We start from the raw sequence: 13,942 nt of genomic DNA on the forward strand, positions 1-13,942 counted from the left end.
AGAAGTAGCTGAATCAGTTCATTACATTATCTATGTCATTTTTTGCCGCATTAGCAGCGATCGCAGTTTTAGCTGTTTTAATTTTGGTCCACGAATTCGGCCATTTCATTGCAGCAAGGTCTCAGGGGATTCACGTCAACCGTTTCTCTTTAGGCTTTGGTCCAATTCTTTGGAAATATCAAGGAGTGGAGACTGAATATGCTATTCGTGCCATTCCATTGGGTGGTTTTGTCGGTTTTCCTGACGACGATCCGGATAGCACCATTCCGCCTAACGATCCCAATTTGTTGCGGAACCGTCCTGTTTTAGATAGAGCGATTGTTATTAGTGCAGGAGTGATAGCTAATTTATTATTTGCTTACCTCCTCCTTACGACACAGGTTTTTGTTATTGGTACAGCACAAGCAACTCAACCTGGGGTTTTAATCCAACAATTAGCACCAAAGGTGAGTTCTGTAGCAGCAAAAGCTGGGCTTGAACCAAAAGATGTCATACTAGCAGCCGATAACAGAGAATTTGAAACTTCAATCCAAGAGATAGAGGCTTTAAGAAACATTATTAAAACTCACCCAGGTCAGCCAATCCAATTAAAAATTGCCCGTGGCGACAAAACGTTATCTTTAACTATTGTTCCTGAAGCAAATGCAAATGGGGATGGCACTATTGGTGTAGAACTTTCTCCTAATGGTAAAGTTGAGCGTCGGCGCGTCAGCAATCCGCTCAAAGCTTTGAGCATTGGTGCGGCTGAATTTCAACGGATTGTTTCCATGACATTCTTGGGTTTTGGGCAATTGATTACAAACTTCCAGGAAACCGCAAATCAAGTTGCTGGTCCTGTGAAGATTGTCGAAATAGGGGCTAACATTGCTCAAAATGATGCTGGTAGTTTATTCTTCTTTGCTGCTCTCATCAGTATTAACCTAGCTATCATCAACATATTGCCTTTACCAGCTTTGGATGGCGGACAACTCGCTTTTCTCCTTGTTGAAGGCTTGCGAGGTAAACCTTTACCCAACCGCATTCAAGAAGGTGTCATGCAAACTGGTTTAGTGCTACTTTTAGGATTAGGTATTTTTCTCATACTTAAAGAAACTACCCAATTGGAGTGGGTGCAAAAGTTATTCCAGTGATTGGTATCCGCAAACGGTCATCAAAAAAGCAACGAGCAATAGAAATTCTCGTTCGTCTGAAGCGCCTCTATCCCGACGCGACTTGTTCTTTAAATTATGCAAGCCCAGTACAACTGCTTGTTGCTACTATTCTCTCCGCACAATGTACTGATGAGCGGGTCAATCAAGTAACACCAGCGCTATTTAGTAAGTTCCCTGATGCAGCGAGTTTGGCAAATGCTGACTTGGAAGAGTTGGAAAATCTAGTCCGTTCCACTGGTTTCTACCGCAATAAGGCAAAGAATATCAAATCTGCTTGCCAAACGATCGTGAGCGAATTTGGTTCTCAAGTCCCAAAGCGCATGGAGGACTTACTAAAACTTTCTGGTGTAGCTCGGAAGACAGCAAATGTTGTTCTCGCTCATGCTTATGGAATCAATTCTGGGGTAACAGTTGATACTCATGTTAAACGTCTCACCCAACGTTTGGGTTTAACGGAACATTCCGATCCCATCCGCATTGAACGAGATTTGATGGGTTTATTACCTCAACCAGACTGGGAAAATTGGTCTATCCGGCTCATTTATCACGGTCGCGCCATTTGTAAAGCACGATCGCCCGCTTGTGAGGCTTGTGAACTCTCTGACCTCTGTCCTTGTGCTTTTCACGTTCCGCAGGAAAAGGTAAAGGCAAAAATTGTAGAAAACTAGCGGTCTACCGCATTCATTTTGCGGAGCCGTAGAGGCTAGGTATCACCTCGTTCCCAGGCAGAGCCTGGGAATGCCTTAATAAGACAGAGAGATTACTGTCTTTTACGTTATTTTTAAAACAAAGATGAATTACGAGTGATAAATTAGCTATTATTTATGTAATTATATAAAATGGAGAATGCTGTCTAAAAAGTAAGCTACCAAAATAATATGGCAAAAAAGAGCATGATTGAGCGCGAGAAAAAACGCGCTAAATTGGTACAAAAGTACGCTGCAAAAAGAGAAGCGTTGCTGGACGAATTTAAAGAGGCAGAATCTCCTTTAGATAAGCTGGAGATTCATCGGCAAATTCAACAACTTCCCCGCAATAGCGCTCCTACCCGCCGTCGCAACCGCTGCTGGTTAACAGGTCGTCCAAGAGGCGTTTACCGTGACTTTGGGCTATCTCGGAACGTCCTTCGGGAATGGGCGCACGAAGGTCTTTTGCCTGGAGTGGTTAAGTCTAGCTGGTAGTTAGTCGTCAGTAGTTAGTAGTTAGTGGCGCTTTTAAACAACTAACCACTAACAACTAACAACTAACAACTAACCAAAATCATTGACCGCAACATTTATCAATGCCCAAGCTTTCCAAAAGTAAATCGCTGACGGCGTTAGCAATAGCAAACTCTCCGTAAAAACTTTTGGAAAAATCAAACGACTGCATTTCAGTAACAATGGCAATTACCAGAGAACCCAAGTCGTTTTCCCCCTCCATTCTCTGGCGCACAAAAATCTGTGCAGCTCTTTGGGCAATTTTTTGATTCACTGCCTCTGGGATAAATTCTTCATCTAACCACCGATGTAAGCTCAGTTGCAACCACTCTCCCTCAAGTACGGGATTTTGAGCCGGTGGTAAAGTGATAGGTGGGATTGATTCGTTCATATCTTTATCACTCAATCGGCATAATTAAAGTTAACTCATTAGACGTGTCACTGGTTACTAGTCACCGATCCCTGGTTACTGGTTATTATGAATTATGATATCGCCACTATTGTTCAAGGTTACGCTCAAGGCTATTTTCTCATGGCTGATGAGGATAATGTCTTGGGATGGTATGGAAGTCGCGATCGCACTCTCATTCCTCTAGATAACAGATTTCGCTACCCCAAGTCCCTGAGGCGAGCATTAAATCAAGAGCGTTTCAGCATTGCAATTAACCGTGATTTTAAATCTGTTGTAGCAAACTGTGCTGACAGAGAAACAACATGGATTTCGCCAGAGTTAAAAAAGATTTATTGGGAACTTTACCAAGCAGGATGGGCGTATAGTTTTGAAACTTGGCAAGGGGACGAACTTGCTGGAGGTATTTTAGGGATTGTGATTGGGGGTGCTTTTATTGGGGAGTCGATGTTTTACCGCATTCCCGAAGGATCGAAAGTGGCGATGGTAAAGTTAGTAGAGAGATTGCGGGAAAGACAATTTGTACTCTTTGACGCCCAAATGATGAATCCTCATTTGGAAAGGTTTGGGGCTTATGGCATTAATGATGATGAGTATCAAATTTTGCTGAAAAAAGCTTTGTTTCGGAGGTGTTCTTTGGATTAACTATTTCCGGTTAAATTTTTTTCTCCGTCACTAAAGTCAAACTTATCCAATCGCCCTTGTCACTGTAGCTGCGAATCATCCGCTGGCGCAAATCTGGTTGAATAAGCCAACCCACTTCAAGAAACAACGGCTGACGCACTGACAGTTTGAGTGGAGACGTTGCTGATGCACCATTAGGTAAGAGCAAGACTTGTACCTGTTTTTGGGGGTCTTGGTCAAAGTGGATGATAGAGTTTTTAACAGTAGCTGTTGAGGAGATCGTGCGCTCGCCAAAAGTTAAACTTTGGATAAGTCGTCCATTCCCATCTAGCTGTAGTTGCATTTTTGTAGAATAATTTTCAGGAGAACGCCAATCGGGATATATCGTGACTGCTTCGCCTTGCCATTCTCCGAGTAAATTGTCCACTGTCAGCTGGGGCTTTTGTGGTGGTTGAGTTCCTGCTAGGTGTTCTCTAATTAAGGTTAATTGAGCTAACTCAAGATTTTTATCATACAACTGAACGAGACGCAGGCGTTGGTTTTCATAAATCAAACCAAATTCAGCACCAAATTCAGAAAATGGTGCGAGTTGAATTGAACCTTGGGAAAACGCCCCGTTCTTAAAAAACAGTACACTTCGTGCAAGCGTGCTGTATTCTAAGACTTTCTCACTTCCCCCAAGACGAATTGTTTGACGAATTTTCTGGTTGTTATCTAGCCCTTCCAAAGTCACTACACTTGGGGTATCTTCCAAAATGTCACCCTGAGGAGAGAAGCGAGTAAAAGACCCTTGCCATTCGCCTAGATTTTGTAGTAGGGCTGTCCATTGCGAGTGCATAGTTAAGCGATGATAAGAAGTGATAAGTTTAAGAATAAATCTTTAATTCACCAAAAATTTAACTTTTAGCAAAACGACGAACAGCAAAGAGACTTCCCAATAATCCCACCACAGCACCAAAATTCAAGAGAATGATGGGTAATAACAGAGTTTGCAGTACGCTCAGTTGCAAACCATTGGTGAGAAACTGAATAAATTCGGGTTGATTGGCCAACCAACGACTGAGAAACTGTTGAAGACAGCTAATAAATCCCCAAGCGATCGCACCTCCTAAAATACCGAAAACGATTCCTTGCAGCACAAACGGTAAATAAATCCAAACTGAAGTCGCCCCTACGAGTTGCATGATTTCAATTTCCCGCCGTCGTGCTATGACAATTAGGCGAATAGTCGTTGAAGTCACAGCAACTGCGGTCAACGTCAAGATTATGGTAATCGCCAATGAAACCCAATTTAAACCTTGATGCAATTGGGCAATACGTTTCAACGCTTCATCTACATACTGCACTGTCTCAACTCCCTGTAACTTAGCCAGTTGTGTCGCTAAAGTTGGGACAACAGAAGAGTTTTGCGCCTTGACTTTTAACTCATCAACTAAAGGGTTTTCGCCAAGCTGTTGAGTCGCACTCTCAATATTAGAAATACCTAGTTCTTTAACTAACTTAGTCCAAGCTTGATCTTTTGTAATCTTCTGAATACTAGCGACTTCTGGCATATTGGCTACAAGTGGCTCGAGTGTTTCTATGCGAGCACTTGGTTCGAGGTAGACGGATACTTCGAGTTGGGTACCAAACTGGTTCAGTAATTTTTCTAACTGCCAAGATGTTTGCAAGCTCATGCCGAATAAAAACAATAATACCGTGACGGTACTGACAGCCGCCCAGTTCATCCATCCACCACGTCGCAAACCGAGAAAAGTCTCTTTAAGTAGGTAATCAAACTTGGTAAAAAATTTAAACACTTCAAACCCCAGAGTTTGTGCAAGGAGAAATAATGCTATCTCTTATACTCGCAATTAGCGAGTTTTGCAAACAGAGGTTGTGCTAAGTCTCTACGCATATTAAATATCACTCAAACTTTTTTGCAGCCTTTGGATACCAGCTTCAATTTGAGAAATGGTCAAATTGCCATAACCCAGAATCACTTGATGTTGGTGGCGCTCTTGAAAGACAGTATGAGCAGTGACAGGGTAAATTCGCACTCCTTGGGATTCAAGTTTTTGTAAAGTTTTTTTACAAAAGTTGATTTTAGGAAAAGACGCAACGAAATGCAGCCCGGTAGAATCTCCAAATATTTTGACTCGATCGGCAAACCGATCTATCAGATTTTGTTTGAGAATTTGTCGTCGCTTTTGATAGAGCTTTTTCATTCTGGCAATATGTCGTTCCAAATAACCATCCTGAATAAATTGGGCCAAGATAAGTTGTTCAAAATATGCAGTGTGTTGGTCTTTCAACCGTTTAAAGTAACGACACCTTTCTACCAAAGAGACTGGTAGTACTATATACCCTATACGTAAAGCAGGCGAGAGAATCTTACTAAAAGTACCAATATAAATGACACGTTCGGGATCTAGCCCTTGCAAGGAACTGACTGGAGTCCCTTCATAGCGAAACTCGCTGTCATAGTCATCTTCGACGATAAAGCAGTCCGTAGACTTGGCATATTCGAGTAAGGAAATTCGTCGTTGAATGGTCAGAACGCTACCTAGGGGAAACTGGTGGGAAGGCGTGACAAAGATAAAACTTGGTTTTTTGTCAGGAGGTAGGAGGTGAGTCTGCAAGCCTTGCTCATCAACTGGAACGGGAAAGAGTTCTGCCTGCAAAGCAATAAATATTTTCTGGAGCTCGCGAGTCACCGGATCTTCAAGAATAACTCGACTTCCTGGCTTTAAAAGCAGTTCCCCTACTAGCGAAAATGCTTGAGTTGCTCCACTTGTGATGACAATTTGTTCGGGATTGCAGATGACACCTCTTGTTTTCCAAAGATATTTTGAGAGCACGGATCGTAACTCAACGCATCCCTCTGGTTGTCCGTAACCAAGTAGAGCGTTTGGTATCTCCGTAAAGACTTGCTTGGCTAGCTGTCCCCAGAGTTTGCGGGGAAAGGAATCTAGGGCTGGAAGCCCGGAGCGAAAATCAATGATGTCAATTCCGCCAGTTTCTTTGTCTGAGAGGGACATCGGGGAATCTGTCAGGAGGCTGGTCATTTTTTCTTCGGTGTGTCTTTGAGTTGGTAAGAATTCCCAACAAGCCCCCCGAGCTACATAAGTCCCCGATCCCGATCGCCCTTCCAAGTAGCCTTCTGCAATGAGTTGGTCGTAAGCTTCTAAAATGACATTTCTGGACACTCCCAAGCTTGCAGCCAAAGAGCGGGTTGCAGGGAGACGCTGTTCGGCTTTTAGTTCTGCGTTTAAAATTTTGTTGCGTAATTCCAAATAGATCTGCCGAATCAAGGGGATGTTCGATGTGCGATCGATCGGTAACCACAGCATAAAAGTCTACTAGCAAAAATTGGTACTTAAAAAATTTACCAAAAGTGGCTCTACTATAAACCAATTGAGTTGGGTAGCTTACAAAGAAGGCTCAATTATCGTTTAATTGGTTTATGTTTGAAGCACAAAGTTTTTTAGCTTTCCTTGCAACATCAACATTGCTTATTTTTGCTCCCGGTCCAGATATGCTGCTCGTGATTAGTCGGGGTTTTTCTCAAGGATCTCTAGCAGCAATTGTTTCAGCATTGGGAGCAACGACAGGCATTTTTGTTCATACCTGTTTGGCTGCTTTTGGTATGTCAGTTTTACTTCAAACTTCCAAGACACTTTTTCTCGTTGTCAAACTAGTTGGAGCAGTTTACCTTATTTATCTTGGAATTAAATTGATACAAGACAAACCAAACAGTCTTGCTTTAAAGCAACAAATGCCAGTCAGTATGCGTGTTGTTTACGCTCAGGGCGTTTTCTCTAGTGTTTTAAATCCCAAATTAGCGTTATTTATATTAGCCTTTCTGCCACAGTTTGTATCTTCACCAAACCACTCTACGATTCAAATAATTATCTTGGGGTTGATACTTGGTACTCAAGCCCTGATGATTTTCTCTCTAATTGGTATTTTTTCAAGCAACATAGCAACCTTATTTATACGGAATTCTCAATTTTCCAATTACTTACGTATAGCGACTGGCGGAACACTGGCATTTCTTGGTTTAAATCTTGCTGTATAGGAAGTAATAGCAGTCTCAAATCATTCCAACTCCTTTGTTTTAAGGTGAGTTCGCTAAAGCCAAAATAGACTTCACCCCAAACCCTTCTCCTATGAGGATGCTGTTAGCGAATGATAGGTCAGATCCCTCACCTCGTTCCCAGGCTGAGCCTGGGAACAAGAAATTGCATGGTCAGTATGAATTGAGACTTATAAGAACGGGCGAAATACACATAACTCCGGAAGATGCGGCAAATGTCATAATGGGTCTTACAAGGACGCAGTAAAGGAACTGGAATTGTTAAGATAAGTTTAGACGCTGTTTGTTGCGGTTCTGAACTTATAAGACCTATCTCAAGATAAGCGAGTTACAAAATCATGCCTATAGAAATTGCTGTTGAAAAGAAAAAGTTACAAAATCCACCATTAGAAATGCATTATTTGGGCGATCGCGTCCTTCGCCAACCTGCAAAGCGAATCTCCAAAGTCGATGAGGAACTGCGCCAAATCATCCGCGAAATGTTACAAACCATGTATAGCAAAGATGGTATTGGTTTGGCAGCACCCCAAGTAGGAATCAACAAACAACTGATTGTGATTGACTGCGATCCAGAAAACCCAGCCAATCCCCCCTTGGTATTAATTAACCCCACCATCAAAAAAGTCAGCCGCGATTTGTGTGTTGCTCAAGAAGGTTGTTTGAGCATACCGGGCGTATACCTTGATGTGAAGCGTCCTCAAGTGGTAGAAATCTCTTACAAAGATGAAAGCGGGCGTCCCCAGTCGTTAAAGGCGGGAGATTTACTCGGACGATGCATTCAGCATGAAATAGATCACCTGAACGGGGTAGTATTTGTAGACAGAGTAGATAACTCTTTGGCTTTAGCACAGGAGTTATCCAAACATGGCTTTTCGCATCAAGCAGTAAAACCAGTAGCATAGGTGGGTTGATAGTGAACGTAATAACTCCAAAAAGTGGTTTGTTTTTAGCAGGTTCTTGTATTGCAGCCATAGCGGCGGTTGGTTCAATTTTTGAACTGTCTTCCGGACAACCAGATTTAGGGACTCAAACGACTGCGATTATCTTGGCACTTAGCATTCCACTAACAGGATTATTTTTTGTTGCTGCAGTGAAGGATGCTAAAGCTAATATTAAATAAGCATCAGGTACAAAACGAGGAAAAAGGAAAAAGAAAATATAAATCATTTTTCTTTTTTTCTTTTACCTTTTACTTCCAGAATTGCTAAAAATTTACGACTGATTGTTGAAGTATAAGTAGGGTGGGCAAAGCTCACCCTATTTGTTATTTGGTAAGCTTTGTCTTCATCCTTGAGACTTTACTCGTGATTCTTTAACCTTAATTCTTGTACCTTATAATACAATTTACATTTTATATAAAAAGTTATTATATTCACTAACAAAAGCTTTTGTACCTTATTCAAACATAAGGTGTCGTGAAAATTTCATAAATTGTATGAACAACACAGATATCAGTGAAGTGGGTAAACAGGTGAGCTTTGCCTACGTTTTTTTCAACGGTTATGGATTTTTTCCATCAAAAGTTGTGGCTAATTGGTTGGGTCTTGAATCCCTTCCAGATTGGGAACACGATACTATTTTGGATTTATTAGCTGTAGACCAAATTGCAGCTTGTGCCAAACTAGATAATCAATTAGCTCAAAAATATTTAACTTTTTTCAATTTACGAGGAACCCATACAGAAAAGTTTGCCACCAAAGGTTTTGGTCTCAATGTAGAGATACTAAAAACTGTAGTGAACTGTCAAAAAGCGATCGCACCACCATATATTCCACTGTCTTAAAGTCAGAGGGAAGAGGGTAGCAGCCAGTTGCTAAAGGCAACTATGCTGAAAGCGAACAACCAACAACTAACCACTAACCAGTTAAACTTCCAAACGACGAACCATCCCCATGCCCATGGTGGTTTTGCGTCCTGCGCCGCAGTAGAGAGCAAAATCCGCTAGGGCATTGATATGTTTAATGATGCAGGTATCGACTTGACCTAAAATCCGATAATTAATTTCGCCCACACAGCCGATAAATTTACTGCGTGAGTCAACTGCTACAGCTGTACGAATGTTAAAGAAACTGGGGAAAATGAATTCTGTGAGATTGGATTCTAAAGGAATACCGCTGTATTTGTTCCAACGTTGAAGCAAACTGTTAAAGACGCATTCTCTAGTTGGTAAAGCGGTATCAAAATGACCTTGACGAAAGTTAGTAGGAGTACAGAAACTAAGGGCAATTTGACGTTGGCTATCGGAAGCTTGCTCGTACAATTGGGCGTAGGTTATAGCGTTTGCCCAAGGTTGTGTTGTGTGAGGTGTCCCAAGGATAGTGGTAATGTATAAGTCAGCAGGACCGAGATGCCAAGGATGAGCCGGGTTAAGATTGAGCCAAAGTTGGGTGAGTTGAGCCAAAAGAGTGTCATCTAATAAAGATATGCGCCACCAACAGCTTGTTCCAGTTGGTATTGGTTTTTGGTGTTCCCACTGCAATGTTGGGTCTAGGGTCTTATTTTTGTGACTGGCGTTGGTTTTGATTTGTAAGGGACTGATGGTAAAAGCTTTGTCAGATGTGGAGTCATGAAGGCAATCGCCCAGTTTTCGATCTACAGAACTCACAAGATTGAGAAACAGTGCGTGAAGATGTCTGCCGGTGAGAAATTGTGGTGGAATGGGAGACTGAGGAAGCAAGTGTAGAACTAGACTGTGAGGCATAGAATTTTTCTCTCTGTAAAGTAATGATAGAGAGTTTTATGAAATCAAATCGCGTCGTACCGCTTCTGAAATGATGCGCCGCAAGTAACTCACTCTATCTTCCGGACACAACCCGTATAATGCTTCATGCACATCTTGCGGGAGTCTAATACCTGTGACTTTCTTTGAGAGAGGGATGTTTTCTATCTCACCGTAAGCTTGAAACTGCTTGCTAATAAACGCTTTTGTTTGAACCGGATTGGGATTGCCTTTTGACATACTGCATCTAGATGCGATCGCAACTTCATCATTATGACATAAATCCCAGTTAACCGCGATTAATAGGTTTTATTGTCATTGGGTCATTTCCTAAAAATTTGGCTTCGGGATTGTATCCCCTGTTAACAGGGAACACAATTGAACTATGAGGGACAACAGAAAAATGCAACCCTCACAGGAGGCAATAAATTGACAGATCCAAATCAAAGGCGCAATGGGAGAGGCAACGGTTGGATGCCCGTCTTCCGCATCTTTCAATTCCAGTTAAAACAACGTACCTGGGTTGAGATAGATCCCGTGTCGGGACAAGAAACTCCCGTAGATAGAGAGGACATTTTGGATGACCTCGACATCCGAGGGGACGACGAAGAGGAAAACGGCACTAGCCAACGCTAATCCCTAAACCTCCAAGTAGCCCCCAACTAGCCCTTGGGGGCTTTCCTAATTGCAGTTTATCCTAGGAGCAGATATGCAGAAAATAGTTTACCCTATTGAATATCGAGTTATTCAACGCAACATCACCCCAGAAAAGTCTTACTGGCACTTCCTTAAGGGAAGAGTATTTTACAATCCTTTAAATTTGCCAAGCGAGGGTGATATTGAATTCATGTTTGGTACAACAAAAAAGAAAGTTGCCATTGAGTTATTCCGAATCAATGGAGGTAAGCCAGGGTATTACTTGGCAAACTTGTTAGAGAATAAATACTACTACTGCGGACTTAACTGGGAAGATGTGAAAAATACTTTATTGGGTCTTGGCATTGGTCGAGAAGATCCTGCAGCGTAAGTTGAAAAAAGACATATAGCGATTGTCAATAGATGCAATACAAAAGAACGGCTATAATCTCTTAAAAGATAAGATAGCCGTTTTTCAACTATCAGTACTGAAGTCCGTAATTTCAGATAAAAGCTTGCCAGTATTTTAAGAGTAAGTTTGCAGAGCTTTTGCCTGAAATGCAAATTTTTTCCTCATAACATTTCACAAAGCGATCGCTATATGCGATCCCCCTAGCGCCCCTAACTTATTTAGGGGAGAGGCATTTGTCTTAAATATTAGGGAATTTGGCTCAGTATATATGAATCATATTCGTTAGAATTTTTCATTTTAGCAAATAAGATTAGTAGTTTACTCCCCTATTTTTTGTTTTTGTAAAAATCCGGATAAAGTTTAGAAAACATGGATTATAAATAGAGTCGGCTCAATACCTAAGAGGTTGTCCGAGAAGTATCAGATTGTATGCACGGTTCCCCCTAGCACCTCGATAAATTGGGGGGAAATACTCTCCATGCGTTCCCCTTAAAAATTTGGGGAATATTCCTGCAATTCCCTTAACAAAAGGGGATTTAGGGGACTCTGTGAACATTAATACATCACTAAAAACTTTCAGACATCCTCTAACTCACAAATATTAAAGTTTAAAGGTACGCGCATCATGTTAAACACCATTAAACGTAAAATACAGGCGCTTTACTCTGATTTGATTTATGAAATAAAGCGTTGGAAGTATAAGAAAAATTTGCCAGCATTAGAAGACAGAGATCGCTGGATTGTTGATACTCTTAAGCGTGATGGCGTTTGTGTAACAACAATTGCAGATTTAGGATTAAATTCAAGCTTGGAATTGCTCAAAGCTGCTAAGCGTCAGTTGTCTCGCATGGAAAAACCAAATAATGAGCATCTAGATGAAAAATGGCCGCAAATTTACACAGTTACAGGATTACCAGAGTTCTCTCGTTGGGCGACAGAAAAAAGGCTACTGAGCATCATCGAAAATTATATAGGTCTTCCTATTACTTTTCATGGCGTGCATTTACGGAAAGATTTTCCCAGCGAGCATCAATTTGGTACATTGTTATGGCACAGTGATGCAGAAGATCGTCGTCTAATCAAGATTTTTGTTTACTTGCATGATGTTGAAGAACAGCATGGACCATTTCAATATATTCCACGCTCTTTAACTTCTTTATTGAGTTGGCAATACTACCGACTTTATTACGAACTTTGGAAGTCAAGCTATATGGGCATAGATGATAAAGATGTAGAAAAAGCTATTCCCAAATCAGCTTGGAAATCTTGTCCCGGTTCAGCAGGTACGATTGTTATGGTAGATACGAAAAATGTTTTACATCACGGGACAATCCGCATGCAAGCTCGCTCAACACTATTCTTTTGCTACACCGCTAACCCCCCAGAGCGACCAGACCTTTGCACTCAATTTTGGGATGACACCTATCCCAGAGCCGAGTTACTTTTTTGACATACTCACCGACCTGAAGGTGCGGTGATTCTTTACGCTTCATCGACTGACGCGACTGTTGTCGTCTTACTCTGTCTCGACGTACATTTAAGGTCGTGCCGATGCCCCATGCCGACCATTTCTATATTTTTAGCTGCGTTTTCATCTCTATCGTGTTCAGTACCGCAATTTAGGCAAACCACTGAACGAATTGAGAGATCTACTTTACCCCACCGATACCCACAGCAAGAGCAAGTCTGGCTAGTGGGTTCCCATCTGTTAATTGCTCTGAAATCTCGACTAAGTTTTTCAGATTTAGCCTCACACAATACCCGAAATTCTCGCCAGCCTTGCAAACTAATCACCCTTGCCAACTTGCAATTTTTAACCATCCCTGACACATTTAAATCTTCCAAAACAATAGTTTGGTTTTCACTAACCACCTTGGTTGATAGCTTGTGTAGAAAATCTTTTCGGGTATCTGCTTGTTTGTTGTGTTTTTTGGCGATTCTTAGACGGGTGCGCTCACGGCGCTTAGAGCCCTTTTCTTGCCTTGCTAGTTTGCGTTGTAGTTTGCGTATCTTGCGGTCTTTCTTTGAGTAGTCTGGGCTGATTGCTTTTTCCCCATTACTCATAACTGCAAAGGTTTTTACACCTAAGTCAATACCAATGCTTTGGTTTTTGGCATCAACATGAATAGGTTCAATCTCTACAACAAAGCTAAGAAAATAGCGATTAGCGCAGTCTTTGATGACTGTCACGCTTGATGGGGATGACGGTAAACTTCTAGACCAAATCGGCTTAACATTACCGATTTTGGCTAAATAGACTTCCAAGCCTTTAATTGAAAATCCACCAATTCTAAACCTTGCTGATTGCCGTCCTGCTTTCTTTTTAAACCGTGGAGTACCAACTTTTTTGAGGCAGCGCGTTGCGGGGGTTCCAAGCGTTGTAGCGACTGCCGTACCTTTCCGCTTACCTTTGAGTGAATCAAAAAAGTTTTTGTAGGCGACTCCTAAATCAGCTACAGATTGCTGCAATGGGATATTAGAAACATCAGACAACCATGCTCTCTCCTCAGTCTTTTTAGCTTGCGTAATCACTAACTTTTGCAAGTCGTTGTTACTCGGCAGCTTTTCAGAAGAATTGCAGATAGCAAGAGCATCGTTCCAAACCACACGAACACAACCGAACAACTGAGCTAAACTCTGCTGTTGCTGGTCTGTTGGGTAGAAACGATACTGATACCTTGCTTTCACTATTTTTCCCTAAATTTGTTACTATT

General features: G+C 41.6%; 18 protein-coding genes. 11 read left to right on the top strand and 7 right to left on the bottom strand.

The window, feature by feature from the left end; translation table 11 throughout:
- Nucleotides 1–32: 32 nt before the first annotated feature.
- From rseP to rpsN, 3 genes are all read left to right on the top strand, one after another.
- Nucleotides 33–1,130: an RIP metalloprotease RseP gene (rseP, locus tag AB0756_RS25315; RefSeq protein WP_038082144.1), complete on the top strand. Its 1,098-nt coding sequence runs from the start codon at nt 33–35 to the stop codon at nt 1,128–1,130.
- Entirely contained in the window at nt 1,106–1,819 is a 714-nt protein-coding gene (nth, locus tag AB0756_RS25320; RefSeq protein ID WP_038082146.1) for an endonuclease III, read from the top strand. The genes rseP and nth overlap by 25 nt, the downstream gene beginning before the upstream one ends.
- Nucleotides 1,820–2,029: 210 nt before the next feature.
- Nucleotides 2,030–2,332 carry a 30S ribosomal protein S14 gene (rpsN, locus tag AB0756_RS25325; RefSeq protein ID WP_038082149.1) on the top strand — a complete coding sequence of 101 codons (303 nt, stop codon included), beginning with the start codon at nt 2,030–2,032 and terminating at the stop codon, nt 2,330–2,332.
- Between the two features lie 79 nt (nt 2,333–2,411).
- On the opposite strand, the gene AB0756_RS25330 is transcribed toward rpsN, so the two are convergent.
- Nucleotides 2,412–2,741: a hypothetical protein gene (locus AB0756_RS25330; RefSeq protein WP_038082150.1), complete on the bottom strand. Its 330-nt coding sequence runs from the start codon at nt 2,739–2,741 to the stop codon at nt 2,412–2,414.
- 87 nt (nt 2,742–2,828) lie between these two features.
- Here AB0756_RS25330 and aat point away from each other — a divergent pair, with 87 nt between their 5' ends.
- Nucleotides 2,829–3,404, top strand: a complete 576-nt coding sequence (gene aat, locus AB0756_RS25335) for a leucyl/phenylalanyl-tRNA--protein transferase (protein WP_038082151.1) — start codon at nt 2,829–2,831, stop codon at nt 3,402–3,404.
- A gap of 10 nt (nt 3,405–3,414) precedes the next feature.
- Here the strand turns inward: aat and AB0756_RS25340 are convergent, their stop codons facing one another.
- From AB0756_RS25340 to pdxR, 3 genes are all read right to left on the bottom strand, one after another.
- The gene (locus tag AB0756_RS25340; protein ID WP_038082153.1) at nt 3,415–4,221 is read right to left on the bottom strand and encodes a DUF3598 family protein; all 807 of its coding nucleotides are present in this window, start codon (nt 4,219–4,221) and stop codon (nt 3,415–3,417) included.
- Between the two features lie 58 nt (nt 4,222–4,279).
- A complete protein-coding gene (locus tag AB0756_RS25345) occupies nt 4,280–5,182 on the bottom strand; it encodes a cell division protein FtsX (RefSeq protein ID WP_050046668.1) in 903 nt (300 codons plus the stop codon).
- A 99-nt stretch (nt 5,183–5,281) separates the two neighbouring features.
- Nucleotides 5,282–6,715, bottom strand: a complete 1,434-nt coding sequence (gene pdxR, locus AB0756_RS25350) for a MocR-like pyridoxine biosynthesis transcription factor PdxR (RefSeq protein ID WP_038082155.1) — start codon at nt 6,713–6,715, stop codon at nt 5,282–5,284.
- Nucleotides 6,716–6,828: 113 nt separating this feature from the next.
- Here pdxR and AB0756_RS25355 point away from each other — a divergent pair, with 113 nt between their 5' ends.
- The 4 genes from AB0756_RS25355 to AB0756_RS25370 all read left to right on the top strand — a co-directional run bounded on the left by AB0756_RS25355 (nt 6,829) and on the right by AB0756_RS25370 (nt 9,244).
- Complete coding sequence (locus AB0756_RS25355; RefSeq protein WP_038082156.1) at nt 6,829–7,443, top strand: LysE family translocator; 615 nt, start codon at nt 6,829–6,831, stop codon at nt 7,441–7,443.
- 356 nt (nt 7,444–7,799) lie between these two features.
- Nucleotides 7,800–8,363 (top strand): peptide deformylase, encoded by a 564-nt coding sequence (def, locus tag AB0756_RS25360; protein WP_038082157.1) that lies wholly within the window; start codon nt 7,800–7,802, stop codon nt 8,361–8,363.
- An 11-nt stretch (nt 8,364–8,374) separates the two neighbouring features.
- On the top strand, nt 8,375–8,581 hold the full coding sequence (locus tag AB0756_RS25365) for a hypothetical protein (protein ID WP_202048673.1): 207 nt from the start codon (nt 8,375–8,377) through the stop codon (nt 8,579–8,581).
- A 315-nt stretch (nt 8,582–8,896) separates the two neighbouring features.
- A complete protein-coding gene (locus AB0756_RS25370) occupies nt 8,897–9,244 on the top strand; it encodes a hypothetical protein (protein WP_038082158.1) in 348 nt (115 codons plus the stop codon).
- Between the two features lie 81 nt (nt 9,245–9,325).
- Here AB0756_RS25370 and cas6 read toward each other — a convergent pair whose 3' ends face one another.
- Both cas6 and AB0756_RS25380 read right to left on the bottom strand, forming a co-directional pair.
- Nucleotides 9,326–10,162, bottom strand: coding sequence for a CRISPR-associated endoribonuclease Cas6 (gene cas6, locus AB0756_RS25375; RefSeq protein WP_038082159.1), 837 nt, complete (start codon nt 10,160–10,162; stop codon nt 9,326–9,328).
- A 36-nt stretch (nt 10,163–10,198) separates the two neighbouring features.
- Nucleotides 10,199–10,420 carry a hypothetical protein gene (locus tag AB0756_RS25380; RefSeq protein WP_038082160.1) on the bottom strand — a complete coding sequence of 74 codons (222 nt, stop codon included), beginning with the start codon at nt 10,418–10,420 and terminating at the stop codon, nt 10,199–10,201.
- Between the two features lie 138 nt (nt 10,421–10,558).
- On the opposite strand from AB0756_RS25380, the gene AB0756_RS25385 reads away from it, so the two are divergent.
- From AB0756_RS25385 to AB0756_RS25395, 3 genes are all read left to right on the top strand, one after another.
- Complete coding sequence (locus AB0756_RS25385; protein ID WP_038082161.1) at nt 10,559–10,816, top strand: hypothetical protein; 258 nt, start codon at nt 10,559–10,561, stop codon at nt 10,814–10,816.
- 73 nt (nt 10,817–10,889) lie between these two features.
- A complete protein-coding gene (locus tag AB0756_RS25390; RefSeq protein ID WP_038082304.1) occupies nt 10,890–11,207 on the top strand; it encodes a hypothetical protein in 318 nt (105 codons plus the stop codon).
- A 646-nt stretch (nt 11,208–11,853) separates the two neighbouring features.
- Nucleotides 11,854–12,678 (top strand): phytanoyl-CoA dioxygenase family protein, encoded by an 825-nt coding sequence (locus AB0756_RS25395; protein ID WP_038082162.1) that lies wholly within the window; start codon nt 11,854–11,856, stop codon nt 12,676–12,678.
- A 32-nt stretch (nt 12,679–12,710) separates the two neighbouring features.
- Here the strand turns inward: AB0756_RS25395 and AB0756_RS25400 are convergent, their stop codons facing one another.
- Entirely contained in the window at nt 12,711–13,916 is a 1,206-nt protein-coding gene (locus tag AB0756_RS25400) for an RNA-guided endonuclease InsQ/TnpB family protein (RefSeq protein ID WP_038082164.1), read from the bottom strand.
- Nucleotides 13,917–13,942 lie beyond the last annotated feature (26 nt).

The sequence above is a fragment of the Tolypothrix campylonemoides VB511288_2 genome, assembly GCF_045999855.1.
Taxonomy (GTDB): domain Bacteria; phylum Cyanobacteriota; class Cyanobacteriia; order Cyanobacteriales; family Nostocaceae; genus Scytonema; species Scytonema bouteillei_A.

What these genes read in the sequence shown, in the direction of transcription:
- AB0756_RS25380 (WP_038082160.1), bottom strand. Translation starts at nt 10,420, where the DNA reads ATGTCAAAAGGCAATCCCAATCCGGTTCAAACAAAAGCGTTTATTAGC.
- aat (WP_038082151.1), top strand. Translation starts at nt 2,829, where the DNA reads ATGAATTATGATATCGCCACTATTGTTCAAGGTTACGCTCAAGGCTAT.
- AB0756_RS25355 (WP_038082156.1), top strand. Translation starts at nt 6,829, where the DNA reads ATGTTTGAAGCACAAAGTTTTTTAGCTTTCCTTGCAACATCAACATTG.
- rpsN (WP_038082149.1), top strand. Translation starts at nt 2,030, where the DNA reads ATGGCAAAAAAGAGCATGATTGAGCGCGAGAAAAAACGCGCTAAATTG.
- rseP (WP_038082144.1), top strand. Translation starts at nt 33, where the DNA reads ATGTCATTTTTTGCCGCATTAGCAGCGATCGCAGTTTTAGCTGTTTTA.
- cas6 (WP_038082159.1), bottom strand. Translation starts at nt 10,162, where the DNA reads ATGCCTCACAGTCTAGTTCTACACTTGCTTCCTCAGTCTCCCATTCCA.
- AB0756_RS25395 (WP_038082162.1), top strand. Translation starts at nt 11,854, where the DNA reads ATGTTAAACACCATTAAACGTAAAATACAGGCGCTTTACTCTGATTTG.
- pdxR (WP_038082155.1), bottom strand. Translation starts at nt 6,715, where the DNA reads ATGCTGTGGTTACCGATCGATCGCACATCGAACATCCCCTTGATTCGG.
- AB0756_RS25340 (WP_038082153.1), bottom strand. Translation starts at nt 4,221, where the DNA reads ATGCACTCGCAATGGACAGCCCTACTACAAAATCTAGGCGAATGGCAA.
- AB0756_RS25390 (WP_038082304.1), top strand. Translation starts at nt 10,890, where the DNA reads ATGCAGAAAATAGTTTACCCTATTGAATATCGAGTTATTCAACGCAAC.
- def (WP_038082157.1), top strand. Translation starts at nt 7,800, where the DNA reads ATGCCTATAGAAATTGCTGTTGAAAAGAAAAAGTTACAAAATCCACCA.
- AB0756_RS25370 (WP_038082158.1), top strand. Translation starts at nt 8,897, where the DNA reads ATGAACAACACAGATATCAGTGAAGTGGGTAAACAGGTGAGCTTTGCC.
- AB0756_RS25330 (WP_038082150.1), bottom strand. Translation starts at nt 2,741, where the DNA reads ATGAACGAATCAATCCCACCTATCACTTTACCACCGGCTCAAAATCCC.